Raw genomic sequence first — 23,849 nt, forward strand, 5'->3', positions numbered from 1 at the left:
AAACGCACATGTCAGACAATCCCAACACCAGCACCGCCGTCGGCGCGTCCGTCAACCCGACGGAGAACAAGTTCACGGACTGGCTCAGCCACGTCCTGGCGGACCTGGGCAAGAACGGCATCTTCATCGCCCTGATCGCGGTCATCGCACTATTCACGATCCTCACCAACGGCATCCTGCTGCGCCCGCAGAACATCTCGAACCTCGTGGTGCAGAACGGCTACATCCTGGTGCTGGCCATCGGCATGGTCATGGTGATCATCGCGGGTCACATCGACCTCTCGGTCGGCTCGGTCGCGGCCTTCATCGGTGCGATCTCGGGCGTCCTCGCGGTGAAGATGGAGTACCCGTGGTGGCTCGCCGTCATCATCTCCCTCGCCATCGCGGCGCTCGTCGGGGCGTGGCAGGGTTTCTGGGTCGCGTTCGTCGGCATCCCCGCCTTCATCGTGACGCTCGCGGGCATGCTCATCTTCCGAGGCCTCGCCCTCGTCGTGCTCGGAAATGCGAACATCGGTTCGTTCCCGACGGAGTACCGAGCGCTTGGCAACGGGTTCGTGTCGGGCGTGTTCGGTGAGACGGATCCGGATCTGTTCACCCTCGCGATCGGAGCCGTCGCCATCGTGGCACTTGTGGTGCAGCAGGTTCGCACCCGGATGGGACGCCAGAAGTACGGCCAGGAGGTCGAGCCGCTGACGTGGTTCATCATCAAGCTCGTCGCTGTCGCCGCCGTGATCGGCCTGTTCGCGTGGGCGCTGGCGTCGTACAAGGGGATCCCCGTCACCCTGATCATCCTTGCCGTGCTGATCCTGATCTACGGCCTCGTGATGAATCGCACCGTGTTCGGTCGCCACATCTACGCGATCGGCGGCAACCGTCACGCCGCCGACCTCTCCGGGATCAAGACCAGGCGCGTCGACTTCTGGCTGTTCGTGAACATGGGCTTCCTGGCGGGCCTTGCAGGACTCATCTTCACGGCTCGGCTGAACCTCGCGGGGCCCAAGGCGGGTGACGGCTTCGAGCTCGAAGCCATCTCGGCGGCATTCATCGGCGGCGCTGCTGTCCAGGGCGGCGTCGGCACCATCGGCGGCGCGATCATCGGCGGTCTGATCATCGGTGTGCTGAACAACGGCATGTCGATCATGGGCATCGGCATCGAGTGGCAGCAGGCCGTGAAGGGCCTCGTGCTGCTGTTCGCCGTCGCCTTCGACGTCTACAACAAGCGTCGATCGGGTGTGTGACCGTGCCGACTTCGGACTCTGACGGGATCGGAGTTCTGAGCGCGGAGCGCTGCGCGAGTTGTGATCATGAGGTCGGCGAACACGCCGGGGTCTGCCGGACTGAGATGTTCGTCGATCGCAGCTGGGCCAAGTGCCTGTGCGATGGCTTCAGCGCGGGGACCGCGTAGTCGCATCGACGAAGCGCTTGGCGGTCTGCTCGGCGGCGCACCTCAGCCGCGCACGGCGTGGTGTCTCACTGAGCACCGGGGTGCTCGCCGGCGGGCCCCAGAACCCGCCCGTCGACGACGCCCGCCGCGGCTCCTTTGAGTTCGACGAAAATAGTGTGCGTCGTGGACGTGCCGATGTTCTCGCCCGCGTGTCGCTGAGCCGGCAGCCACATCGCTTGATGGGCGGGAATGTCGACGTCACGTTCGCCTGCATCGGTGCGCAGTCGCCGCTGGAAGTCGGACAGAGTCACCATCACGCTGTTGGGGTGCACATGAGCGGTTGTGCGTTCGCCGGGCTCGTCGCGGTACTCCAAGACACGAACGAACTCATTCTCGAAAACCGTGCGGTAATGGATCGGGTTGGTCGTCACCGGATCTTCCTCGACCATGATCGCGAGATTACTCCGCGCCGCGCCCAACACGCTCGCTTCATACGTCAGTCTGAGCGGCGCAGGCGCATGGGTGCGGTGGCCGGTCCAAACCGCTCAGGTGTTCCCGCCGTCGATGAGTGCTCGCAGTCTCCCCGCCTCGATCCCGAGGGCCCACTCGGCGACGTCGGCCACGACGTGTCGGTGCGCGGGGTGATCGAGCTCGACGGCACTGTTCACGTACGAACCGCCGCCGTCGACGGCGATGAAGATCCGGATGCAGGCGACTTCGGCATCCACATCGGCGAAGTCGCCCGAAGCGATGCCTGCTTCGATGATCTCGATCAGGCGTGCGCGGTCGAGGAGGTCCTGCTCCTGAAGGACAGTGTCCAGGGCAGGGCTGAAGCGCGACAAGTGCCGCGCGTTGAGCCACAGTCGGGCGAGCGCGAGCGACTCGCCTCGTTCGATGTGCCCGACGAAGTTGGCCAGGCGCTGCATCGGGGTGCCCTCCGTGGGGAAGAACTGCTCACGCTCGAGCACCGCCGCGCGAGCGAACGCCTCGACGACGAGGTCTTCGGCTGCGGGGAAATAGTGCGTGATGAGACCGGGACGTACTCCGAGGCGATCGGCGACGGCGCGGAGGGTGATGCGCTCCAGCCCCTCATCAAGGGCGATGGCCGCGGCGTTGGACAGGATCTCCTCGCGCCGCTCCTCGGGGCGTTTGCGAATTCGCACGGAAGTTGCACTTGACGTCACGCCACACATGCTATTGAATACGTGGCCAATAGTCCATTGGGCATGTGACCAATAGCAAAGACGCTCCTGGAAAGGAACATCGTGACCCAAACGCAGTCTCTGGATGTCGACTTCGTCGACACCGCATCCCGTCCCGAAACCCGCGGCATCGAGCTGATCGGCGACGCAGATCGGCACGGGAGAGCGCGAGATCTGTTCCTCATCTGGGCGGCGCCGAACGTCAGCATCCTCAATCTGACGATCGGCGCGACGCTCATCCTGCTCGGGCTCGAGGTGTGGCAGGCGGTCGTCGTGATCGTCGCAGCCTCGCTGCTGTGGATCTTTCCAGGTCTGATCGCGGGGAGCGGACCGGCGTCGGGAACGTCGGGCTCGGTCGTGACGCGCGCGATGTACGGCATCCTCGGCAACCGGCTCTTCGTTGCCTTCGTCGGTTGGTTCATCGGTGCGGTGTTCCTGTCGCTGACCTGGCTGGCGTCCTCGTTCATGGGCGCCGACCTGCTGCGTCGAATGGGGATGGATGACGGGGTGTGGGTGCCGATCGGAGTGACGATCGTGGTCGCCGCGATCACGATCCTGGTCGCGATCTACGGTCATGGGCTGATCCTGCGCGCCTACTCCTACATGGCCGCCGCGCTGTTCGTGATCTTCCTGCTCGTCACCGCGTTCATCCTGCCGACCGTCGACTGGCAGTATGCGGCGCCCGAGCCGCTGAGCGGCGCCGCGCTGTGGTCGTCGATGACGATCGGCTTCACGATCCTCGCCTCGACCCCGCTGTCGTTCATCAACAGCCCCGACATCGCCCGTTACCTGCCGCGATCCACGAAGCCGTCGCACATCGCGGCGGCCACGGCACTCGGCGGCGCGGTGCCGTTCATCGTCTTCACGATCGTCGGCGTGCTCCTGGCCACCGGGCTCAGCAGCGCCGCATTCGACAGCGGCATCGACGTCGCGCTGCTCGATCTTCTGCCGGTCTGGCTCGGTCCGATCCTGGTGCTGGGGGTCGTGATCAACACGATCGCGCTCAACGCGATGACCGCCTACACCTCGAGCATGGCGTTGCAGGCGATCGGATTCCGCCTGCGACGCATCCCGGCGACCGTCATCGTGGGGCTGGTGGGCACGGCCTTGACGATCTACCTCGTGCTGTCATCGAGCCTGCTCGAGGCCGCCAACCTCATGCTGCAGTTCCTCGTCATCGTCTCCGGTCCTGCCATGGCGATCTTCGTCGTCGACGTCATCCGGCGCCGCTATGCCTACGACGGTCTGGAGCTCTTCGACGATCGCGCGGGCGGTCGATTCTGGTACTCAGGCGGGTGGAGCATCCCCGGCGTCACGGCACTCCTTGCAGGCGGAATCGCGACCGCCCTCTGCCTCTCCACGAGTGTGTGGGTCGGCCCGGTCGCACAGTCGATCGGCTACGTAGACCTGTCGGTGCCCGTGGGCATGCTCGTCGCCGGGGCGCTCTATGCCGGCTTGCAGCGGACGCCGCTCGGGAAGGCGGGCCGGCCGTGATCCGCAGATACATCAACGGCCGCGTCTTCACCGCCGACCCCGATCCGGCGAACGCGTGGGCGGGGGCGTTCGCGATCGACGACGACACCCTTGTGTTCGTCGGTGACGACGATCGCGCACCCGACGCCGACACGACCGTCGATCTCCAGGGTCGCCTCGTGCTGCCGGGCTTCACCGACGCCCACACGCATCTGCTCATGATGGGCGCGGCTCTCGGGCAGGTGCACCTCACCGACGCCCGCACGCTCGACGAGATCCAGAGTCTGCTCCGCGACGCCCGCGCCCAGAACCCGGATGCGACTGTGCTGCGCGGCCGCGGATGGCTCTTCGACTCGATCCCCGGCAGAGCGCCGACGGCGGCCATGATCGACGCAGTGGTCGCCGACATCCCCGTCTACCTCGACGCGAACGACTATCACTCCTGCTGGGTCAACAGCGCCGCGCTCGCCGCGCTCGGCATCACCCGTGATACGCCTGACCCCCTGGGGGGCCAGATCGCTCGGGATGCCGAGGGCCGGCCGACCGGGCTGCTCTACGAGACTGCAGCCACCCAGTACGCGTGGGCGCATCGCGACGCGACGACGACCGACGCCGACCGCGACGACGACGTGCAGCGCGCCATCGACGCCTACCTCGCCAGCGGCGTCACGGGTGTCGTCGACATGGCCTTCGACGAGTTCGGTCTCGCCGCATTCGAGCGTGCGCAGCAGCGATACGGCGGCGAACTGCCGATCCGTGTCGCCGCGCACTGGATCATCAACAACACCGGCGACGACGCCGCGAACCTCGCACAGGTCGCTCGCGCGGCGGAACTCGCTGACGGCGCCTCGACACCGTGGCTGCGCGTGGTCGGCATCAAACTCATCCTCGACGGGGTGATCGACGCCTGCACGGCGGCGATGCGGCATCCCTACGCGAACGGCTCGAACGCCGAACCCATCTGGCCGCTCGCGCAGTTGAAGCCGGTCGTCGTCGCCGCGGACGCCGCCGGACTCCAGATCGCCCAGCACGCCATCGGCGACTACGCGAGCGAGATCGCCCTCGACGCGATCGAGCACGCGATCGCCCGAAACGGCGACCGGCCACGGCGCCATCGCATCGAGCACCTCGAGTACGCCGCACCGGGCACGGCAGTGCGGATGGCACGCCTCGGAGTGACCGCGTCCATGCAGCCGGTGCACTCCGACCCGGCGATCTTCGCCAACTGGGCGGAGATGCTCGGGGATGAGCGTGTCGAGCGAGCGTTTCCATGGCCCGAGTACGAGGACGCCGGCGCACTGCTCGCATTCTCGACAGACGCGCCGACGGCGCCGCACAGTGCACTCGCGAACATGTACATCGCATCGACGCGGGCCTCCGCCCTCGACCGTTCGGTGCCCGCCACCCATCCGCAATTCGCACTGCCCCTCGAGCGAGCGATCGGGCACGCGACGCGCGACGCGGCCGCTTCGGTAGGAGACGCCGACTGGCGCGGACGGATTGCGCGCGGCTTCAGTGCCGACCTCGTCGTGCTCGACACAGACCCGTTCACGGACGGATCGAGCTCGCTGCTCGAAGCCCGGGTCGTCGAGACGATCGTTGCAGGGCGCTCGCGCTACGCCCGACGTGTTCCGGCTGAGTCCTGATGCGAACCGGTCATCTGGCGCGTGAGCCTGGAATGCTGCACCATGAGAAGACCGTCTCATGGGAGTGGGAGGGGCGATCATGCCTGGACCGGGGCAGAGCCTCAAAGCAGGGTTGCGCGAAGGAATCAGCGACGAACTCGCCGCATCCCTGAATTTCGACGAGCTGGCGACCAAGGTCGGTCGACGAGGACCCGAGCGCGCACAGATCGAGCAGGCGGTCGGGGAGCGACTCCTCGGCCCGCCGCCATCCATCGACGTCGACCGGGTCGGCGTCCTGAGCCCCGCGTTCCGTCTCGACGTCGATGGTTTCAACGCCGAGCTCTTGTCCACGCTCAGCGGGCGCTGTCACGGATTCGTCTACCGGCTGCTGGTGAAGGGCGCGCCAGGCCTGACCGTGCAGAGCGGATGGGCGCGCGACCCTGCGGAGGGCGACGTGCGTTGGCACCCGGACGTGCGCATGCATGTGGCGAGCGTCAGCAAGATGATCACCGCCATGGCCGCGGTGAAAGCCTTGTCCGACGCCGCCGTTCCGATGCGGACGGCGATCTGGCCCTGGCTGCCGCTGTACTGGCAGCCGCGTGGACCCAACATCGAGCGCGTGACATTCGAGATGCTGCTGACCCACGAGTCGGGACTGTGGCATGCCACCTCCGACGAGATCGACTTCGACGAGGTCAAAGCCAACGTGTATCGCGGCGCCCTCCTCGGTGTCCCGCTGGGCGACGAAAAGTACCAGAACGTCAACTTCTCGCTCTTCCGCATCCTCATTCCGGTCCTCACCGGAGCAATCAAGCCTTCGATGACGGCCCCCGGCGGCGGCGAGGAAGAGACGGACAGACTGTGGGACGCACTCACCATCCAGGCGTACGGCGACTACGTTCGCGACAACGTGTTCGCACCGGCCGCTGTCGTCGACGCACGCACCGCCAGCGGCGCCGGGGACGCTCTGTCCTACCGATGGCCGACTCCCGCGGGCGGACGGGATTCCGGCGACCTCAGCGGGTATTCGGCGACCATCGCCTGGCACCTGAGCGCGAACGAGCTGGGGCGGGTGCTCCAGGCATTCGCCGACGGGTCGGTCGTGGGTCGCAAACGCATGCACCGGATGCTCGACGGAGGTTGGGGAATCGACCAGGCCGGCATGACCCGAGCCGGGCCCTACTTCCTCAAGGGCGGCTGGTGGGAAGGCGGGACGAACCAGGTGGTCCAGGCCGTCGCCGGACTCCTGCCCGGCGAGCTCCCGTTCGCGGTCCTGGTCAATTCCGCCCTCGTGAACGGAGCGCCGACACCAGCGCCGGTCAGCCTGATGAGCGTGGTGATGGCCGCCGTCAAGGCTCACGTGGCGCCTGCTGCATGAGGACCGCGCTGCCTGACGGGACCGTCGTGGGCTACGAGCCGCTCGTGGACGACACCGGCGCGGAGGCCGAGTCTCTGCCGGTGCCGGAGGAGCACGGCACGGTGGTCGTGGTGCTCGACTCCGGCACCGTGCTGACGTCCGCCCGACATGCTCGAGGGCTGCGTGACCTGCCTGTCCGTGCGCGTCCGCGACTGAATCCAGCCGAGCGCGGTGGGATGCCGCCGCCTAGTCCGTCGCCGTGCCCGGGACGATGACGACCGGCACCGGCGCGTGCCGGACGATCTTCGACGCGCTCGAACCGAGGAAGACCTGTGCGAGTCGATGCGTCGACGATGATCCGATCACCAGCACGTCGCCGTCGGTCCAGTCGACGGAGGCGACCGCCGCGCTCCAGTCGTCTCCCTCCGCGATGTGCAGGTGAACGCTGTCGCCGCTGAAGCCCACCGAGTTCAGATAGGTCTGCGCTTCGGCCTGAGCGGCTGCGGCCTGCACCGCCCACAGATCGATGACCTGGGTCTCGGCATGACTGACGTCGCTGGTGACCGGGCGCCGCGACGGTCTCACCAGGAAGGTGACCACGCGCAGCTGTGCTGATGCGCGCAGGCTGATCTCCGCCACACGGGTGAGCAGCGACCAGCTCGCATCGTCGTCCCGGAAGGCGACAGTGATCCTGCTCACTCCACTCGACGTGCGGTATCCGCGTGGTGCGATGGCCACCGGCACCGTCGACGAGTGCACCAGCCGGTCGGTCTTGGACGTCAGGCGCACACGCCCGGGTTCGGCGTCGTCACCCGATCCCACCACGAGGATCGCGGCATCCCGTTCGGTCGCCTGCTCGATGAGGGCCTGGGGCACTGACCTGCCGGCCACCCAGACGGCAGAGCCGTCGATCGCCGGATGCTGCGCCAGGTCGGCAGCGGCGAGCTCGGCGCTGTCCGCGCCCTCGCCGGCTGCCCAGATCTCGTACTCTCGGTCGGTGCCCGCGGCGACGGGTGTTCCCCATCCTCGCGGGACGACCGAGACGGCGACCACCAGTTCGGGGAGGGAGCGCGCCAGTTGGCACGCGAGCTCGATCGCGCTGCGATCGTGCTTGTGCGGGGCGTAGCCGACGACGTAGGTCATACTTCAGCCTCGGGATGGATCGGCTCCGAGATCTCTTCGTCGGAGGTGTAATGGCTGAGCGTGGCGTTCTTGCGTCCGTAGAACAGATAGAAGATGAAGACCAGCGCGAGCCAGCTCACGCAGATGATCCACGTGATCGGCCGCAGGCTCGCGAGCACGTAGACGCACACGAGGACCGTGAGGATCGGCACCACCGGGTAGAGCGGCACCTTGAACGGACGTTCCAGATCAGGGCGCCGGCGCCGCAGCACCATCAGTGAGATCGCAACCACACTGAACGCGACCAGCGTTCCGAACGAGACGCTGTCCCAGAGGTAGTCGGAGGGCACGAAGCCCGCGACCAGCGCGACGAGGGTCGCGACGACCACGGTGTTGAAGACCGGCGTGCCGGTCTTCGGGCTGACGTGCAGGAACTTCTTGGAGACCATGCCGTCACGGGCGATGGAGAACAGGATGCGGGTCTGGCCGTACAGCGTCACGAGGGTCACGGAGAAGACCGAGATGACGGCGCCGGCGGCGAGGATCGTCGCCCAGATCGGGACGCCGGTCACGAGCTCCATGATCTTGGCGAGCCCGGCCTCACCCGCCTCCGGTGTCGAGAACCACTCCACAGGCTCGGCCGCGAGCCCGGCGATCGCCACCAGCACGTAGAAGGTGGTGACGATGAGCAGCGCGCCGATGATCGCGCGCGGGATCGCCTTCTGCGGATTCCGCACCTCCTCACTGGCTGTGGCGACCGCATCCAGGCCTATGTAGGAGAAGAAGATGACGCCGGCCGCCCCGCTGATGCCGGCTGCCTGCGTGAAGAAGTTGGAGAAGTGGTCGGCGTTGAACGCCGAGAACCCGATCACGATGAACATCGCCAGCACGCCGAGCTTGATGCACACCATGATCGCGTTGATCGTCGCGGACTCCGAGGCGCCTCGGATCAGGAGGAGCATGCAGAGGATCACCAGCACGACCGCGGGCAGGTTGATGATGCCACCGGTCGCGGCGCCGTCGTCCCCCGGCACGAAGGACGCCGACAGCGCCTGAGGCAGCTGCCATCCGAACAGGTGGTGCAGCAGTTCGTTGAAGTAGCCGCTCCACCCGACGGCGACCGCAGAGACGGCCACGCCGTACTCGAGCAGGACGCATCCGCCGACGAGGATCGCGGCGCCCTCGCCGAGTGCGTGGTAGGTGAACGAATAGCTGGAACCGCTCACCGGGATCGACGAGGAGAGCTCCGCGTAGCAGAGGGCGGCCAGTCCGGCGGCGAGGGCTGCGAGGAGGAACGAGATGATGACGGCGGGGCCCGCGAGCGGGATGGACTCGCTGAGCACGAAGAAGATGCCGGTGCCGATGGTGGCGCCGACGCCGAACATCATCAGCTGGAAGGTACCCAGGTTGCGTTTGAGTTCCTCGCCCGGGTGGTGCTTGAGCTGGAAGATGATGGGCTTGCGACGAAGCAGCTGCTTCCCGAGAGCGGACATGTCGGACTCCAGAGGGTCGTGCCCGCTCCACCGCGAACGGGGTTGCCCAAGTCTGGTGCGCACTCCGCTTCAGGGCAAGACGAAGGCGACTGTCATGAAGTGTACTTTTGTTGAATAAAAGTAGCTTTCACGATACCGTTTGACGGCAGATCTCGACGGGCGAACAGCGTGAAAGGCTCGGAATGACCGATCCCTCAGCCGCCGCGCCGCGGCTCATCGACGAGGACACTCCTCTTGCGGAGGTCCTCGCGAGCGCCGAAGCGCAGGCGATCATTGCGCGACGACTGCCCCATCTGGCCGGCAGCGTCGAGGACTTCCCCATCAACATCTCCGCGTTCCCGTTGAGCTCCGTGCTGCGATTCGAGCTCGAGAACGATGAGGCTGCGGTGGCCGAACTGCTCGAACAGCTGAGCACGATCGTCAATCCGGTGCCGGCCCGCCGCGAGGAGCCGGTCATCCACGCTGACCCGGACTACGAAGACCACTCGGTCCCACGCGGCTCCGCCGCCTTCTCGATCTCCGAGGCGCCGGCGCAGAACAGAACGGTGGAGCTGGCGCTGGCCGGCCCCCAGCACGGGAATCCGTTCGTCGACGTGGAGTTCGCTGCGCGCTTCACATCGACAGAGGCGGAGTTCGAGGTCGGCGGCTTCTACGACGGCGGCGGCCGGTACGTCGTGCGATTCCTGCCGCCGGCGCCAGGGCTCTGGTCCTTCGTGGTCACGTCGACGGCCCGATCCCTCGACGGGGTCCGAGGATCGTTCACCGTCTCTGCGTCATCGGCGCGGGGTCCCGTGCGCGTCGTCGGGCGATCGCACTTCGAGACCGCTGACGGCTCCGCATTCCATGCCGTCGGAACCACGGCGTACGCCTGGATCCACCAGCCCGAGGATCTGCAGGAGCGGACGCTCCGCGCCCTGGCGCAGGCTCCCTTCAACAAGCTGCGGATGTGCCTGTTCCCGAAGGACTACGTCTACAACCACAACGAACCGGACGACTTCGTGTTCGCTCGAACCGAGGACGGCGCGTTCGATTTCACCCGATTCGACACCGGCTTCTTCGCACGCCTCGAGCGGCGGATCGGGCAGCTGGCGGACCGGGGGATCGACGCAGAGGTGATCCTCTTCCACCCGTACGACCGCTGGGGCTTCGCCGACATGGGAGCGGCAGTCGAGGACAGATACGTCACGTACGTCGTGCGGCGGTTGGCGGCCTCCCCGACGATCTGGTGGTCGCTCGCGAACGAGTACGACCTGCTCGCCGGAAAGCGGGAAGCGGACTGGAACCGGCTCGGCGAGCTGGTGCGTGCAGAGGATCACGTCGGACATCCGCGCTCGATCCACAACATCGAGCGGCAGTTCGACCACTCCCAGGACTGGGTGACCCACGTCAGTGCGCAGAAGAACGCGTACGAGGTCGGCGAGCTCGTCGACCAGCTGAGGGCGGAGTACTCGAAGCCCGTTTCCTTGGACGAGTTCGGGTACGACGGCAACCTGGAACAGGTGTGGGGCAGTCTGACCGCCGAGGAGGTGGTCCGGCGAGCCTGGCAGGTGACGCTTCGCGGGGCCTACTTCACGCACGGCGAGACTCTCCTGAACGACGAGGAGATCATCTTCTGGGCCAAGGGCGGCGACCTGCGCGGCAAGAGCCCGGCGCGCATCGCGTTCCTCCGCGCGCTCGTCGCCGACACCTCGCCAGGTCGCATCTCGCCCATCCGGGATGCTGTCGACGTGTTGTGCGGGGGAGTGCCCGGGGAGGTGCTCTTCCAGTACCTGGACTCGAGCCGACCCGCGTATCGCACCGTCCGGATTCCGAAGGATGCGGCGGCGCGGATCGATGTGATCGACACGTGGGGTATGAGCGTCTCTGAGGTCCCGGGCATCCACACCGGTGCGGTGCGAGTCGACCTCCCGAGCCGCCCGTTCATGGCGCTGCGCATCACGTGGGAGAAGTCCGCGCCGCCGACGGAGCCCGCCCGGTAGACCTCTGGCGCTTCGTCCGCCGCGCGTCCGCCGCGCCGCCGACTCAGCTGCTTTCGATGTGGATCTTCAGCCGCTGCAGGTGATCCCCATCCTCCTTCTTCATGATCGCCGCCACCATGGGCAACATCATCCGGCGAAGGCCACGCGCCCCCAGACTGCACGTCCAGGTGATCCGCGTGCCCTCCGACTCCGGTGTCAGGCGGTAGTCATACAGGACGGTGATGCCCTCGGCCTCGGTGCTGATGCCCACATGCGAGTTCGGCTCGTGCGCGGTGACAAGAAGGTCCGCGCTGGCCTCCTTGCCGCTCACGACCCGGGTCTCGCGGAACGTCGTGCCGACACCGATCGGTCCCTCGGTGAGCTTCCTGCTCTCCGTGATGTTGTCGAGGAACGCCGTTGCCCGGGTCGGGTCGGAGATCACGGCGAACACCTCCTCCGGTGGGCGCGCGATGTGCTCACTGAACTCGAAGCCGTTCATCGATTCGGTCCTCCTGGGTTCGCAGTGCCGGTTCGAGTGGGACGTATGCGTCCGTGCAGACCCGTTCGAGTCGTCCGTCAGCCGCCCGGGTGCAGTGGTAGACCTCGAACGGCGGCGCGGCGCTCAGACCGCAATCGCCGGAGGGCAGCCACTCCACTCCGATGTACGAGAAGGTCTTCGCGATCTCTTCCAGCCCTCCGCAGTGCCGACGGGCGACGCAGAGGCCGGCCGGCATGAAGCGGTAGTCGACGGGATGCTGCGCAGTCATCGGCTCGCCGACCTGGAGGCATGCATCGAAACGGATGCGGCGCTCCTCGGTCACGTAGGGATCGTCATGGGCGATTCCGACGAGAACATCGGGTGAGTACGCGATCCGATTCGCATCCGCATACGCGAACAGCCCATCCCAGAGACTGAGGAACGGTCTGCCTGGGGCGACGAGGTCCTCATAGCCGTGGTGCCGGACGAAGAGGAGATGCCGAGCCGGGGTCCTCTCCACGGTCACCGGATCCTTGCGCAGATCGAAACGCAGCGTGAGCGGGGTGTGCTCGGTGAACCCCTCGAAGGTGACGCTCCCCATCGCATCGTCCACGCACTCCCGGTACTCCCGCAGCACGCTGCGGAACTCCGATGGGCTCATGTCGAACTGGCGGACGAATGCCCTGGTGAATGTCTCGTGGGTCGCGTAGCCCGACTCGAGGGCGATCCGCAGCACGTTGTCCGGGCTGCCCTTCAGCCGATACACGGCGCGCTCGAGGCGCAGCCTGCGCAGGTATTCCTTCGGAGCCTCCCCGGTCACATGGCGGAAGATCCGATGGAAGTGGTGCGGTGCGAATCCGGCGATCGCCGCCAGCTCACGGAGAGTCAGCCGCTCATCGAGATGCTGCTCGCAATGGAGGAGGACCGGCAGCAGGCGCTGCTCGTAGTCACTGCTTGTCTCGGCGCGGACCGGGCTGAACACACCTCGAACCTATCGGCGGGCCCGAAGTCGCTCTCGACTTTTCTTGCGACGTCGGGCAGAGCCCTTGCTCGCTGTCCGGCGACCGGCGATCAGGCTCCTTCTGAGGAACGCGCCAGCGCACCCCACAGCGCGAGCGCAGCATCCCTCGCCGCGTCCGTGCGGTCGTCTGACTGCTCGATGTCGTTCATGAAGACGTTGTGCAGCGCCATGGACACGATGGCGTACGCCGCTTGCTTCCGCTCCAGATCGCTGACGGCGGGATGCTCCTCGGCGATGAGTTCGCCCAGCTTCGTCTCGACACCCGAGTACGCGCGCACCAGGATCTGAGCGATCGCGGGGTTCGTCCGGGAGGCCTCGATGAGCCCGAACACGACGGCATTCGCGTTGCCCGGCTCGGTGAACTCATCCCCGAAGAGGAAGTCGATCGCCCCGGCGACGGAGTTCGTTCCGGACGGCAGGATCGAGTCCTCGTCAGGTCCGTCGAAGTAGAACCGTCGTGCGGTCTCGACCAGCAGCTCATCGCGGTTGCCCACGAAATGGCGCACGTGACCGCGTGACATGCCGGCTTCTTCGGCGATCCGGTCGAGGGTCGCCCCGGTGATGCCGTGCGTTCCGATCGTGCGGATCGCCGCGTCGATGATCTGCTGACGGCGCTCTTCCGCGACCGAGGGTCGGGCCATCTGGTTCTCCTTCGCTCGCAGGATATCGGGCGGTGCGTCCGGAGCGCGTGGTCGAGGCGGACGAATTGATTGTCTAGTCGGACTTGACTAACAATAGCGCGCCGACCTATCGTGAACGCAACCTCGCCGGGGTTCACCCGGCACCCGACCCGAGAGCAGCCCTCGTGCCCGACATCCAGCAGATCGGCCCCGCGCCGATCAGCCCGCTCGCCGTCGAAGAGTTCGTGCGGATGCGCGACGGTGTGCGGCTGGCGACCGATGTGTATCTGCCGGGTGGCGATGCGTCGCCCGGTGACACGATCCTGATCCGGCTGCCCTACGACAAGTCCGGCGAATACACCTTCATCCCGCTCATCGCCGAGTACTTCATGGCGCGGGGCTACCGAGTCGTCGCGCAGGACGTGCGCGGCAAGTTCCGCTCCGAGGGTGAGACGCTGCTCTTCGTCAACGAGGCGTACGACGGCTACGACACGATCGACTGGATCGTGAACCAGCGCTGGTCCAATGGCCGGGTCGCCATGTGGGGTGACTCCTATTACGGCTACACGCAATGGGCCGCGGTGTCGTCGCGGCATCCGGCCCTGCGTGCGATCGCCCCGCGAGTGACGGGGACCCGACTCGGCGAGCCGGTACATCGCTCCGCCGATGCCGCGGTCACGCCGGTCGAGTGGGCAGTGACCTACCTCTACGCGGTCACCTACTTCCACGCGCAGGACGCGTACTTCTGGGACCTCGACTGGACGACGAGGCCCTTCAGCGCCCAGGTGGAGGCGTTCTTCGCCGAGGCCGGCGGCCGTTCGATCTCCTACGACCAGTGGTACCCGCGCGCCGTGCACCTGCGCAGGTTCCCCGCGGGGCACCCCTTCGACGCGCCGCCGGTGCCCACCCTGCAGACCATCGGCTGGTGGGACAACTGCGCACCGCTCTCGTGGGCGGACGTCGCCGACCTGGAGGCGCGCCCGGCGTGGGCGGCGAATCACTGGCTGCGCATCGAGTCGATGGACCACGAGTCGTACTATCTCTCCGACCCGCCCGAGCACCGTGGGCTCGAGCGCACGGAGCAGCAGCTGCGCGACGAGCTGCCGCGGATGCTGGAGCCCACGCTCGAGTTCTTCGAAGTGTTCGTTCGGGGCAATGGCCGGCCAGGTGACATCCCGCGCGTCGCATGGAACCTCGCCGGCACCGAGGGGATGCGGACGGCCGAGGCGTGGCCGCCTCCGGGTGCGCGCCCTCGGATCCTCGTCGCGACCGCAGCAGGATCGCTGGCGGCCGAATCGCGGGATGCCGCCACCGAGGTCACCTGGACTCACGACCCCTCGGACCCGGTGCCGTCGAGCGCCGGAAACGCGTTCGCGTTCCTGCAGGAGCGTCCCGATGAAGCGCCGATCGGCGACCGCGCGGACGTGCTCGTCTTCACCTCGTCGCCCGTCGCTCGCACGATCGACCTCGTCGGTCCGGTGTGCGCCTCGGCGACGGTGTCTTCGGATGGAGCGTGCATGGACGTGTTCGTCCGACTCCTCGATCTCGCACCTGACGGCACCGCGCTGCGGATCGCGCGGGGGCAGGTGCACGTCGTGGATGCCTCCTCGCCCGTCGAGGTCGAGATCGACATGGGCCAGCTGGGCTACCGACTCGCAGAGGGCCACTCGCTGCGCGTGCACATCTCCGGGAGCGACGCGCCCGAGTTCATCCCACTCCCCGGTACCGGCGAGGAGCCGTGGGGAGCCGTCGGGACGCAGTCCAACACGCATCGCATCACGGTCGGCGGCGCCGACGGGCTCGCGGTCAAGGTGAGCGTTCTGGAGGAGGAAGCATGATCGAGCCCGTCCTGGAGTTCGCATTCGAGGTGCGCGTCGACATCGCTCCCCACATCAGGATCGGTCGGAGCGCCGACGAGGAGCTCACGTTCACGCCGATCACCGGCGGCACGGTCGCCGGACCGCTGCTGAACGGAGTCGTGCTGCCGGGCGGCGGAGACTGGGCCGTCGAACGATCCGGCACGGCGCAGCTCGAGGCGCGCTACCTGCTCCAGGCGGACGACGGTGCGGTCATCGACATCCTGAACCGGGGCTACTACCGTGCGAGCGCGGAGGTCATGGCCCGTGTGGAGGCCGGCGAGGCGGTGCCGGAGGAGGAGTACTACTTCAGGACGGCTCCGGTCTTCCAGACGGATGCACCCGCCCACCGCTGGCTCGCCGAGCACCAGTTCCTCGGCCTCGCGCGCGACGAGGACGGCCAGGTCTGCGTCCGGGTCTTCGCGGTGCGGTGATGACCGGGTCAGGAGCGCGGCTGCGCCGACACCGTCCCCTGGATGACATCGCGGATGCGCGCGTCCGTCCAGTGCTCCGGGTCTTCTGTCGCCGCGATGTATGCGCCGCGCACGAGCAGGTAGGCGAGTCCGGCGACGTCGTCGGGATCGGCGAATCCGGACTCGGCCGCCGCGGAGCGCAGCAACTCGCGGAATTCGGTCGATTCGCGGTGCAGCGAGGCGGCCATATCGGGCTCGACCGCGGCGTTGGCCACGATCTCCATGATCAGGGTGCGCAGCACCGGGTCGTCGCTGGTCGAAGTGAGCGACCACTCGATGACCGTCGCGAGCCGGTCCTCGTCGGAAACGCCGGTCAGCGCGGCGGCCAGCTCTTCGCGCCAGCGGTCGCGGCCATGGTCGAGGGCATTGAGGATGAGCGCCGCGCGCGAGGGCAGGTAGTTCGTCACGAGCGTGGTCGAGCCGCCGAGCTGCGTGGCCACGGCCCGAATCGTCACCGAGTGGGCCCCCGACGTGCGCGCGACCTGCACGGTCGCGGCGGCGACGTCGGCGAGGCGTTTGTCGGGGTCTACGTCACGAGGCATGGCGGCCAGCCTACCCACGGCCGTAACACAAATGCAACATTGATGTATAACACTGTTGTACTACAGTCGTCTTCACACCTTCGAAAGGAAGCGAAATGAGAAAGCCCGCCATCACCGCGGTGGCCCTCGCGGGAGCAGCGCTGCTCCTGCTGACCGGCTGCACCGACCGCGACACCGCATCGCCCACCGCGTCGGCGACCGTCGACCCGACGCAGCTCGTGGCATCGCTGCCCGACGCCACCACCGAGGTCGATCAGGTGACCTGGGCGCTCGTCGAAGGCGAGCCGCGCTCGCTCATCCCCGGCGCGGACTACAACTTCGTCGCGCCGAATCTCTGCGACAGCCTTCTGCGCGTCGAGCCCGACTTCTCGATCGGCGAGGGAATCGCGACGAAGGCGGACTGGACCGATCCCGTCACCTTCGTCATCGATCTGCGCGACGGCGTCATGTTCTGGGACGGCACACCGGTCACGCCCGATGACGTGATCTACAGCCTCGAGCGACACCGCAACGACGTCACGGACTCCTACTACGGCGCCTTCGTCCTGGTGGCGTCGATCGAGGCGACCAGCGACAGCCAGGTGACCGTGCGCTTCAACGCACCCGACTCGGACTTCCGCAACGCGATCGCGAGCGGTGCCGGTGCCGTGCTCAGCAAGGCGTACGGCGAGACCGCCGGAGACGCGCTCGGGACGTCCGGCGGCGGTCTGCTGTGCGCAGGTCCGTACAAGCTCGACAGCTGGACGCCGGGTGGCGAGATCGTGACCGTCGCGAACGAGGACTACTGGGACGGCGCGCCGCTCGTGAAGACGCTGACGTACAAGTTCATCCCGGACGGCACGACGCTGACCAATGCGCTCCTCGAAGGCGAGGTGGACGGTGCCTTCACCGTCCCGCCGGCAAGCCGCAGCGCGTTCGAGACATCGGATGCCGGTCGCCTGGTCGTGGGGCCGTCGACGGCATCGCTCTCCTTCGGCCCGACCAAGTCGACCGGTGCGGGCGCGAACCCGATGATCCGTCAGGCCCTCAGCATGGCGATCGACCGCGACCAGTACCTGCAGACCGTCCTGAACGGGCTCGGGCAGGTGCAGAGCACGTTCGTCGCACCGTTCTCGTGGTCCGGTTCGCCGGCGGCCGACACCTACCAGGCGGGCTATGACGCCCTGGCGACGCCGACGGTCGACATCGACGCGGCGAAGAAGCTCGTCGAGGAATCGGGCGAGGACACCTCGGTGCCGCTGCGCATCGCGATCCCCGCCGGTTCGAAGGAGCTGTCCCAGACCGCCGCGATTATCCAGAGCGCGGCGGAGCAGATCGGGCTCACCGTCGAGATCGACGAGCGGCAGGCCGCCGACTTCGCCGCGATCTTCCTCGATCCTGCCGCGCGCGAGACCATCGACTTCGTCGCCACCACCGGCTACACCGAGACGCCGGGAGTGCTGGCCTACCCGCAGCTGTTCCTCCTCCCCGCGGAGCTCGGCGGCATCTTCAACTGGAGCGGCTACTCGAACGACGAGGTGACCGCCCTGCTGCAGCAGTCGCGCACGTCGACGGACGCGCAGGCTGCGGCCGAGACGTACGTTTCGGCGCAGGAGATCTTCGCGCCTGACATGCTGCAGGTGACGCTCGCCGGGTCGTACCACACGACGTTCCTGAGCAACGATCTGACCGGCGCGGTGACCTCGGTGGCCGCCTACTCCAGCCCCTGGGCGCTGCACCTGGGCGGAAGCTAGCCTCGGCTGGTCTTGACACACGACGCCGGCCAGGAGAGGGGGACAGGGATGAACGCACGCGTGATCCGGCAGCTGCTGGGCAAGCTCGGCGGACTTCTGCTCACCCTCTTCCTGGCCAGCGTCGTGATCTTCTCGGCCATGCTGCTCACTCCGGGCGACCCGGTCTCGACCATCGCGGGCAGCGTGCGGCCGACCCCCGAGATGGTCGCGGCGATCCGAGAGCAGTACCACCTCGATCAGCCTGTGTGGGTGCAGTACCTGAACTGGATCGGGGGCGTCCTCTCGGGTGACTTCGGCACGTCGTTCGTCTACAAGACCCCGGTCGTCGAGCTCATCGCGCCCCGCATCGGCATCACGGTGCTGCTCGTCCTCTACACGCTCGTCCTGATCGTCGTCTTCGGGCTGGGTTCCGGCATCCTCGCCGCCACGCGCGGTCGGAGGGTCGACCGCACGGTCCTGGTCACCACGTCGTTCGGCATGGCGCTGCCGACCTTCGTGGTCGCGATCCTGCTCATCTGGGTCTTCGGGCGGGTGCTCGGGTGGTTTCCGGTGTACGGCACCGGCACCGGCCTGCTCGACAACCTCTACCACCTGACCCTTCCGGCCATCTCGCTTGCGGTCCTGTACATCGCCTACATCAGCCGAATCACCCGTGGTGCGATCGTCGCGCAGCAGCACTCGGAGCACGTCGAGACAGCGCTCGTGCGCGGAACCCCCCGGTCGACGATCTTCCGCCGTCACGTCTTCCTGAACGCGTCGCCGCAGATCCTGTCGGTATCGGGTGCCACGGTTGCGGGACTCTTCGCCGTGTCCGCGATCGCCGAGCAGGCATTCGGCATCGGCGGACTCGGATCGCTGCTGACCGAGGCCGCCGCGCGCAAGGATGTGCCGGTCGTGCAGGTGATATCGCTGCTGCTCGTGACCGTGTTCGTCGTCCTCAACGCCGTCGTCGATGTCGCGATCGCGGTCATCGATCCCGACTCCACGAAGCCGAGGAGCCTCGCATGAGCGTCGCCCAGCTCGCCGGCGGCCGCGTGCCCCGCCTGGCCCGCCGCGCCTCCGCGCGCGACCCGCTTGTGATCGCCGCGGGCGTCCTGATGCTGGTCATCATCCTCATGGCGGCGTTCGGACCGATGATCGCCCCGTACGACCCGAACCAGCTCTACGTCGGTCCGGTGCTGTCGCCGCCCAGCCTGGAGCACTACATGGGCACCGATGATCTGGGCCGCGACATCTACTCGCGGGTGCTTTTCGGTGCCGCACCGAGTGTGATCGCCCCGTTCTTCGTGGTGATCCTCTCGACGGCGCTCGGTGCCGCGATCGGGATCTCGTCCGCATGGTTCGGCGGACTCGTCGACGGCATCAGCACGCGGGTGATCGAGGTGATCTTCGCGATCCCCGGCCTGGTGCTCGCCGTCCTCGCGGTGTCGATGTTCGGCAAGGGGCTGATCGCCCCGATCGTTGCGCTCTCGATCGCCTACATCCCGATCGTGTCGCGTCTGGTGCGCACCTCCGCTCGCGCCGAGCTCGGCAAGCCGTACATCGCCGCGCTGCGCATCCAGGGCGTGAGCTCGTGGGCGATCTGCTTCCGGCATCTGGTGCCGGCCGTGCTGCCGCCGATCTTCGCGCAGTCGACCGTCGGCTTCGGCTACGCGATGCTCGATCTGGCCGCGATCTCGTTCCTCGGCCTGGGCGCGCAGCCCCCGTCCTCGGACTGGGGCGTGATGATCTCGGCCGGGCAGCCCTCCCTTCTCAACGGTGCCCCCGAGCAGTCGATGTTCCCGGCCGCGCTGGTGGTCGTCACGGTGCTCGCGGTCAACGTCCTCGGCGCACGCGTCACCACCTGGGCGGAAGGGGCCGACCGATGAGCGCCTTCGTCCTCGAGCTCGACCATGTCTCGATCGCCGCACCCGCTGCCGATGGGCCGCGTCTCCTCGTCGAGGACTGCACGCTGCAGGTGCGAGCCGGTGAGGCGCTCGGCCTCGTCGGAGAATCGGGCTCCGGCAAGACGCTGTCGGCTCGCGCCGTCGCCGGCCTGCTGCCGGACGGCTTCGACGTCGGCGGCGCGATCCGCATCGACGGCGAGGACATCGCTACCCTGCCGGCCAGGCGCCTGCGCGACATCCGCGCACGTCGGCTCGGCATGGTCTTCCAGACGCCGCGCGCGCACCTGAACCCGCTGCGCAGCATCGGCGATTTCATGACCGAGGCCCTGATCACCGTCGCAGGCGAGCGGCCGGATGCCGCGGAGCGCCGGGCGATCGAGCTGCTCGCCGAGGTCGGCATCCCCGATCCCGACCGGCGGATGAAACAGCGCCCCGGCGACCTGTCGGGCGGATTGCTGCAGCGCGTCATGATCGCGGCGACACTCGCGATGGACCCGCCGATCCTGCTCGCGGACGAGATCACCACCGCGCTCGACGTCACCACCCAGGAGGAGGTGATGGCCGTCATCGCCGACCTGCGTCGGCACCGGGATCTGGCGATGCTCTTCATCACGCACGACCTCGCGCTCGCCGGCGCCGTGTGCGACCGCATCGCGGTCATGCAGAACGGTCGCACCGTCGAGACGCTGCGGGCGTCGACGATGCGCCAGGATGCCGTCGAGCCGTACACCCGGCGACTTCTGTCGGCGACGCTGCCTGCGGACCTCATGACCGACGGCGTCGCACCCGCCGAACCCGTGCTCGTCGTCGAAGCGCTGCGCAAGACCTTCCAGGTGCGCTCGCCGAAGGGTGGCCGCGAGGAGTTCATCGCGGTCGACGGCGTGGGATTCACCCTCGCCCCGGGTGGGTCGCTCGGCATCGTGGGGGAGTCCGGGTCGGGCAAGTCGACGACCGCGCGGATCATCTGCGGGCTCGAGACGACCGATGACGGCACCGTCACGGTCAAGGGCGAGGACTGGACGACGGCGGCCCGAGGCACGTCGGCGCGGCGTCGCCGCGCGCGCATCGCCCAGATGGTCTTCCAGGATCCGTACCAGTCCCTCGATCGCCGGCAGACCGTGCGGGCGTGCCTGCGTGAAGCGGTTGCGGTGCACCGGCCGAAGGACTCACGTGGCGAGCTGGACGCACGGGTCGACGAGCTGCTCGCCGCGGTGCGCCTCGACGGCGGCCTCGCTGACCGCAAGCCCCGATCACTCTCCGGCGGACAGCGTCAGCGCGTCGCGATCGCGCGCGCGCTGGCTGCGGATCCCGAGATCCTCGTGCTGGACGAGGCCGTCTCGGCGCTCGACGTCACGACCCAGGTCGAGATCCTCACCCTCCTCGACGGCATCCGTCGCGACACCGGCGTCGCGCTGCTGATGATCTCGCACGATCTCACCGTGGTTCGGCGGCTGTGCGACCACGTCGTCGTGATGCGATCGGGAGTGATCGTCGAGCAGGGATCGATCGCCGACGTGCTGGACGCACCGCGCGCTGAGTACACCCGGATGCTGCTCGACTCGATCCCGCACGACGGCTGGGTTCCGCGCCGGCGTGTCCCCGCGCGGACGACCGCCCTGCCCACCGTGGCGACCACGAACACCCGCATCGTCCCGCCTGGAGGAGACACATGACCGACCAGCCGTTCTGGCAGCAGAGCATGACCGAGATCGCCGACGCCGTCCGCGCCGGGCGGGCGACCGCGACGGAGATCGTCGACGCACACCTGGCCCGCATCGCCGAGATGAATCCCGTCGTGAACGCCGTCACAGTGGTGTTCGGCGACCGGGCTCGGGCGCTCGCCGCCGAGATCGACGCCCGGCTCGCTGCCGGCGAAGCGGTGGGGCCGCTCGCGGGCGTGCCGTTCAGCGTCAAGGAGAACATCGACCTGGAATGGTCGGCGACCACGAACGGGTGGCCGCTGCTGGCGGATGCCGTCCCCTCGGGCAACGCGACGATGGTGCAGCGCCTGATGGATGCCGGCGCGATCCCGATCGCCCGCGGGAACATGCCCGACCTCGGCCTCCGCTGGGACACCGACAATGACCTGTTCGGCCGAACGCTGAACCCGTGGGATCCCGACCGGGTGCCTGGAGGATCGAGTGGCGGCGACGCGGTCGCCGTCGCGACAGGCATGGTGCCGCTCGGGCTCGGCAACGACTACGGCGGCTCGCTCCGGCTGCCCGCATACGCTGCGGGCGTCTGCGCACTGCGTCCCTCGGCAGGCAGGATCCCGGCACCGGTCGTCTCGACCTCGGAGCCGGTTACGCTGTCGCTGCAGCACTTCGCGGTCAACGGTCCGATCGCGCGCCGGGTGGACGACCTCGACACCGCTTTCGGCCTGATGCAGGGCGCCGACGGTCGCGATCCGCTCGCGGTCAGCATCCCGCATCCGTCGGGGTACGACGGTCCGCGACGAGCCGCGGTCGTGCGCGATCCGCTGGGGTGGGGTGTCGATCCGCAGGTGTCCGCCGCCGTCGAGCGGGCGGCCGGAGCGCTCGCCGACGCGGGCTGGGAGATCGAGGATGCCGAGCCTCCGCTGCTCGAGGAGGCGGCCGTGCTGTGGCGTCGGCTGTCGACCACCGAGATGATCGGCGCATTCGCGCCCGGCGTGTTCCCGGTTCCGCTCAGCAGCGGATCGACCGACTACTTCACCGACAACGCGAAAGGCGTCGACCTCCTCGACACGGTGGAGTCGTACTCGGGCGCCTGGGCGCGGCGTGTGGTCATCGCCGCGGCATGGGAGTCGTTCCAGGCGCAGCACCCGATCATCCTCGGCCCCGTGTCGGCGCGCCGAATGCCCCCGATCGGATACGACCTGTCCGGCCCCGCCGCGACGACCGAGCTCTGGCGTGCGCACCGACTGCTCGTCGCGGTCAATTTCCTGGGACTGCCTTCGGTCGCCCTGCCGACCGGACTCGACGAGGACGGCATCCCCACCGGGGTGCAGGTGATCGGTCCCCGCAATGGCGACCACATCGCCCTGGCCGCGGGCCGTGCGATCGAGGCCGCGCTCGGAACGCTCACGCCCGTCCTGGCACGCGTAGCCCAGGGTGCGTCGCGATGACCGAACTGCTCGTGCCTTCGCTCGAGTACGTGTTCGAGATCCGGGCGGAGGTCGCGCCTCCTCTGCGGATCGGCAGGAGCGTCGCCGAGGAGCTGCACCTCACACCGATCACCGGAGGCACCGTCAGCGGTCCGAGACTGACCGGGACGGTGCTCGCGGGGGGCGGCGACTGGTGGGTCGGCCGCGGCGCGATGTGCCAGCTCGATGCGCGCTACCTCGTCGCGGCGGAGGACGGCGCCGTGATCGATGTGGTGAACCGCGGCTACTGGCGACCGGAGCCGGATGCCGAGGACCGCGTCTTCGCCGGCGAGCCGGTGACCGAGGCCCAGCTGTACTACCGCACGGCGTTCACGTTCCAGACCGATGCGGCGTCCCACCGCTGGCTCACCGAGTCGCAGTTCATCGGGATGGCTCGCGCCGAAGCGGATGCGGTGTGCATCCGCGTCTTCCGGATCGAGTAGCGACGGGTCAGCGGCGGTCGCGCCCCGGGAGCGCGAACACCGGCGCTTTTCCGCCTCCC

Annotated in this window: 21 protein-coding genes and 1 pseudogene; 14 read left to right on the top strand and 8 right to left on the bottom strand. The window is 68.0% G+C overall.

What is annotated here, in order from left to right; genetic code table 11:
- Positions 1 to 8 precede the first annotated feature (8 nt).
- On the top strand, positions 9 to 1,238 hold the full coding sequence (gene mmsB / locus BM349_RS14215) for a multiple monosaccharide ABC transporter permease (protein WP_091707565.1): 1,230 nt from the start codon (positions 9 to 11) through the stop codon (positions 1,236 to 1,238).
- A 232-nt stretch (positions 1,239 to 1,470) separates the two neighbouring features.
- Here mmsB and BM349_RS14220 read toward each other — a convergent pair whose 3' ends face one another.
- Entirely contained in the window at positions 1,471 to 1,833 is a 363-nt protein-coding gene (locus tag BM349_RS14220; RefSeq protein WP_091707566.1) for a cupin domain-containing protein, read from the bottom strand.
- A 96-nt stretch (positions 1,834 to 1,929) separates the two neighbouring features.
- Positions 1,930 to 2,577 (bottom strand): TetR family transcriptional regulator, encoded by a 648-nt coding sequence (locus BM349_RS14225; protein ID WP_368086679.1) that lies wholly within the window; start codon positions 2,575 to 2,577, stop codon positions 1,930 to 1,932.
- A 72-nt stretch (positions 2,578 to 2,649) separates the two neighbouring features.
- Here BM349_RS14225 and BM349_RS14230 point away from each other — a divergent pair, with 72 nt between their 5' ends.
- The 4 genes and pseudogenes from BM349_RS14230 to BM349_RS18970 form a co-directional block, all read left to right on the top strand.
- On the top strand, positions 2,650 to 4,080 hold the full coding sequence (locus BM349_RS14230; RefSeq protein WP_091707568.1) for a purine-cytosine permease family protein: 1,431 nt from the start codon (positions 2,650 to 2,652) through the stop codon (positions 4,078 to 4,080).
- Positions 4,077 to 5,705: an amidohydrolase gene (locus BM349_RS14235; protein ID WP_091707569.1), complete on the top strand. Its 1,629-nt coding sequence runs from the start codon at positions 4,077 to 4,079 to the stop codon at positions 5,703 to 5,705. Before BM349_RS14230 ends, BM349_RS14235 begins: the two co-directional genes overlap by 4 nt.
- Positions 5,706 to 5,784: 79 nt before the next feature.
- On the top strand, positions 5,785 to 7,062 hold the full coding sequence (locus BM349_RS14240; RefSeq protein ID WP_175525312.1) for a serine hydrolase: 1,278 nt from the start codon (positions 5,785 to 5,787) through the stop codon (positions 7,060 to 7,062).
- A gap of 2 nt (positions 7,063 to 7,064) precedes the next feature.
- Positions 7,065 to 7,257 (top strand): annotated as a pseudogene (locus BM349_RS18970) (N(G),N(G)-dimethylarginine dimethylaminohydrolase); the annotation flags it as partial.
- 30 nt (positions 7,258 to 7,287) lie between these two features.
- On the opposite strand, the gene BM349_RS14250 reads toward BM349_RS18970, so the two are convergent.
- Positions 7,288 to 8,184, bottom strand: coding sequence for a universal stress protein (locus tag BM349_RS14250; RefSeq protein WP_091707571.1), 897 nt, complete (start codon positions 8,182 to 8,184; stop codon positions 7,288 to 7,290).
- Positions 8,181 to 9,656, bottom strand: a complete 1,476-nt coding sequence (locus BM349_RS14255) for an APC family permease (RefSeq protein WP_091707572.1) — start codon at positions 9,654 to 9,656, stop codon at positions 8,181 to 8,183. Before BM349_RS14255 ends, BM349_RS14250 begins: the two co-directional genes overlap by 4 nt.
- 182 nt (positions 9,657 to 9,838) lie before the next feature.
- On the opposite strand from BM349_RS14255, the gene BM349_RS14260 reads away from it, so the two are divergent.
- Positions 9,839 to 11,635: a DUF5605 domain-containing protein gene (locus BM349_RS14260; RefSeq protein ID WP_091707573.1), complete on the top strand. Its 1,797-nt coding sequence runs from the start codon at positions 9,839 to 9,841 to the stop codon at positions 11,633 to 11,635.
- A gap of 43 nt (positions 11,636 to 11,678) precedes the next feature.
- Here the strand turns inward: BM349_RS14260 and BM349_RS14265 are convergent, their stop codons facing one another.
- From BM349_RS14265 to BM349_RS14275, 3 genes are all read right to left on the bottom strand, one after another.
- The gene (locus BM349_RS14265; protein WP_091707574.1) at positions 11,679 to 12,113 is read right to left on the bottom strand and encodes an SRPBCC family protein; all 435 of its coding nucleotides are present in this window, start codon (positions 12,111 to 12,113) and stop codon (positions 11,679 to 11,681) included.
- Positions 12,091 to 13,074: an AraC family transcriptional regulator gene (locus tag BM349_RS14270; RefSeq protein WP_091707575.1), complete on the bottom strand. Its 984-nt coding sequence runs from the start codon at positions 13,072 to 13,074 to the stop codon at positions 12,091 to 12,093. Before BM349_RS14270 ends, BM349_RS14265 begins: the two co-directional genes overlap by 23 nt.
- Before the next feature lie 89 nt (positions 13,075 to 13,163).
- Positions 13,164 to 13,754: a TetR/AcrR family transcriptional regulator gene (locus BM349_RS14275; RefSeq protein ID WP_091707576.1), complete on the bottom strand. Its 591-nt coding sequence runs from the start codon at positions 13,752 to 13,754 to the stop codon at positions 13,164 to 13,166.
- 164 nt (positions 13,755 to 13,918) lie between these two features.
- On the opposite strand from BM349_RS14275, the gene BM349_RS14280 reads away from it, so the two are divergent.
- The gene (locus BM349_RS14280) at positions 13,919 to 15,571 is read left to right on the top strand and encodes a CocE/NonD family hydrolase (RefSeq protein WP_254773919.1); all 1,653 of its coding nucleotides are present in this window, start codon (positions 13,919 to 13,921) and stop codon (positions 15,569 to 15,571) included.
- The gene (locus tag BM349_RS14285) at positions 15,568 to 16,023 is read left to right on the top strand and encodes a DUF3237 domain-containing protein (protein WP_091707577.1); all 456 of its coding nucleotides are present in this window, start codon (positions 15,568 to 15,570) and stop codon (positions 16,021 to 16,023) included. The genes BM349_RS14280 and BM349_RS14285 overlap by 4 nt, the downstream gene beginning before the upstream one ends.
- Positions 16,024 to 16,031: 8 nt before the next feature.
- On the opposite strand, the gene BM349_RS14290 is transcribed toward BM349_RS14285, so the two are convergent.
- A complete protein-coding gene (locus BM349_RS14290; protein WP_091707578.1) occupies positions 16,032 to 16,604 on the bottom strand; it encodes a TetR/AcrR family transcriptional regulator in 573 nt (190 codons plus the stop codon).
- 95 nt (positions 16,605 to 16,699) lie between these two features.
- Between BM349_RS14290 and BM349_RS14295 the strand changes: the two genes are divergently transcribed.
- From BM349_RS14295 to BM349_RS14320, 6 genes are read left to right on the top strand one after another with little or no spacing between them, the layout of a single operon-like run.
- Positions 16,700 to 18,337 carry an ABC transporter substrate-binding protein gene (locus BM349_RS14295; protein WP_091707579.1) on the top strand — a complete coding sequence of 546 codons (1,638 nt, stop codon included), beginning with the start codon at positions 16,700 to 16,702 and terminating at the stop codon, positions 18,335 to 18,337.
- Positions 18,338 to 18,385: 48 nt separating this feature from the next.
- Positions 18,386 to 19,345, top strand: a complete 960-nt coding sequence (locus tag BM349_RS14300) for an ABC transporter permease (protein ID WP_091707580.1) — start codon at positions 18,386 to 18,388, stop codon at positions 19,343 to 19,345.
- Entirely contained in the window at positions 19,342 to 20,205 is an 864-nt protein-coding gene (locus BM349_RS14305; protein ID WP_091707581.1) for an ABC transporter permease, read from the top strand. Before BM349_RS14300 ends, BM349_RS14305 begins: the two co-directional genes overlap by 4 nt.
- Positions 20,202 to 21,896: a nickel ABC transporter ATP-binding protein NikE gene (gene nikE / locus BM349_RS14310; protein ID WP_091707582.1), complete on the top strand. Its 1,695-nt coding sequence runs from the start codon at positions 20,202 to 20,204 to the stop codon at positions 21,894 to 21,896. The genes BM349_RS14305 and nikE overlap by 4 nt, the downstream gene beginning before the upstream one ends.
- Complete coding sequence (locus tag BM349_RS14315; protein WP_091707583.1) at positions 21,893 to 23,329, top strand: amidase; 1,437 nt, start codon at positions 21,893 to 21,895, stop codon at positions 23,327 to 23,329. Before nikE ends, BM349_RS14315 begins: the two co-directional genes overlap by 4 nt.
- Entirely contained in the window at positions 23,326 to 23,790 is a 465-nt protein-coding gene (locus BM349_RS14320; RefSeq protein ID WP_091707584.1) for a DUF3237 domain-containing protein, read from the top strand. Before BM349_RS14315 ends, BM349_RS14320 begins: the two co-directional genes overlap by 4 nt.
- The last annotated feature ends 59 nt before the right edge of the window (positions 23,791 to 23,849 follow it).

The organism is Microbacterium sp. cf046 (genome assembly GCF_900114345.1).
In the GTDB taxonomy this organism is placed as follows: Bacteria; Actinomycetota; Actinomycetes; order Actinomycetales; family Microbacteriaceae; genus Microbacterium.

Excerpts from the sequence above, each read along its gene's own strand:
- mmsB (WP_091707565.1), top strand. The coding sequence starts at position 9 with ATGTCAGACAATCCCAACACCAGCACCGCCGTCGGCGCGTCCGTCAAC.
- BM349_RS14220 (WP_091707566.1), bottom strand. The coding sequence starts at position 1,833 with ATGGTCGAGGAAGATCCGGTGACGACCAACCCGATCCATTACCGCACG.
- BM349_RS14225 (WP_368086679.1), bottom strand. The coding sequence starts at position 2,577 with ATGTGTGGCGTGACGTCAAGTGCAACTTCCGTGCGAATTCGCAAACGC.
- BM349_RS14240 (WP_175525312.1), top strand. The coding sequence starts at position 5,785 with ATGCCTGGACCGGGGCAGAGCCTCAAAGCAGGGTTGCGCGAAGGAATC.
- BM349_RS14250 (WP_091707571.1), bottom strand. The coding sequence starts at position 8,184 with ATGACCTACGTCGTCGGCTACGCCCCGCACAAGCACGATCGCAGCGCG.
- BM349_RS14255 (WP_091707572.1), bottom strand. The coding sequence starts at position 9,656 with ATGTCCGCTCTCGGGAAGCAGCTGCTTCGTCGCAAGCCCATCATCTTC.
- BM349_RS14260 (WP_091707573.1), top strand. The coding sequence starts at position 9,839 with ATGACCGATCCCTCAGCCGCCGCGCCGCGGCTCATCGACGAGGACACT.
- BM349_RS14265 (WP_091707574.1), bottom strand. The coding sequence starts at position 12,113 with ATGAACGGCTTCGAGTTCAGTGAGCACATCGCGCGCCCACCGGAGGAG.
- BM349_RS14275 (WP_091707576.1), bottom strand. The coding sequence starts at position 13,754 with ATGGCCCGACCCTCGGTCGCGGAAGAGCGCCGTCAGCAGATCATCGAC.
- BM349_RS14285 (WP_091707577.1), top strand. The coding sequence starts at position 15,568 with ATGATCGAGCCCGTCCTGGAGTTCGCATTCGAGGTGCGCGTCGACATC.
- BM349_RS14290 (WP_091707578.1), bottom strand. The coding sequence starts at position 16,604 with ATGCCTCGTGACGTAGACCCCGACAAACGCCTCGCCGACGTCGCCGCC.
- BM349_RS14295 (WP_091707579.1), top strand. The coding sequence starts at position 16,700 with ATGAGAAAGCCCGCCATCACCGCGGTGGCCCTCGCGGGAGCAGCGCTG.
- BM349_RS14300 (WP_091707580.1), top strand. The coding sequence starts at position 18,386 with ATGAACGCACGCGTGATCCGGCAGCTGCTGGGCAAGCTCGGCGGACTT.
- BM349_RS14305 (WP_091707581.1), top strand. The coding sequence starts at position 19,342 with ATGAGCGTCGCCCAGCTCGCCGGCGGCCGCGTGCCCCGCCTGGCCCGC.
- nikE (WP_091707582.1), top strand. The coding sequence starts at position 20,202 with ATGAGCGCCTTCGTCCTCGAGCTCGACCATGTCTCGATCGCCGCACCC.
- BM349_RS14315 (WP_091707583.1), top strand. The coding sequence starts at position 21,893 with ATGACCGACCAGCCGTTCTGGCAGCAGAGCATGACCGAGATCGCCGAC.
- BM349_RS14320 (WP_091707584.1), top strand. The coding sequence starts at position 23,326 with ATGACCGAACTGCTCGTGCCTTCGCTCGAGTACGTGTTCGAGATCCGG.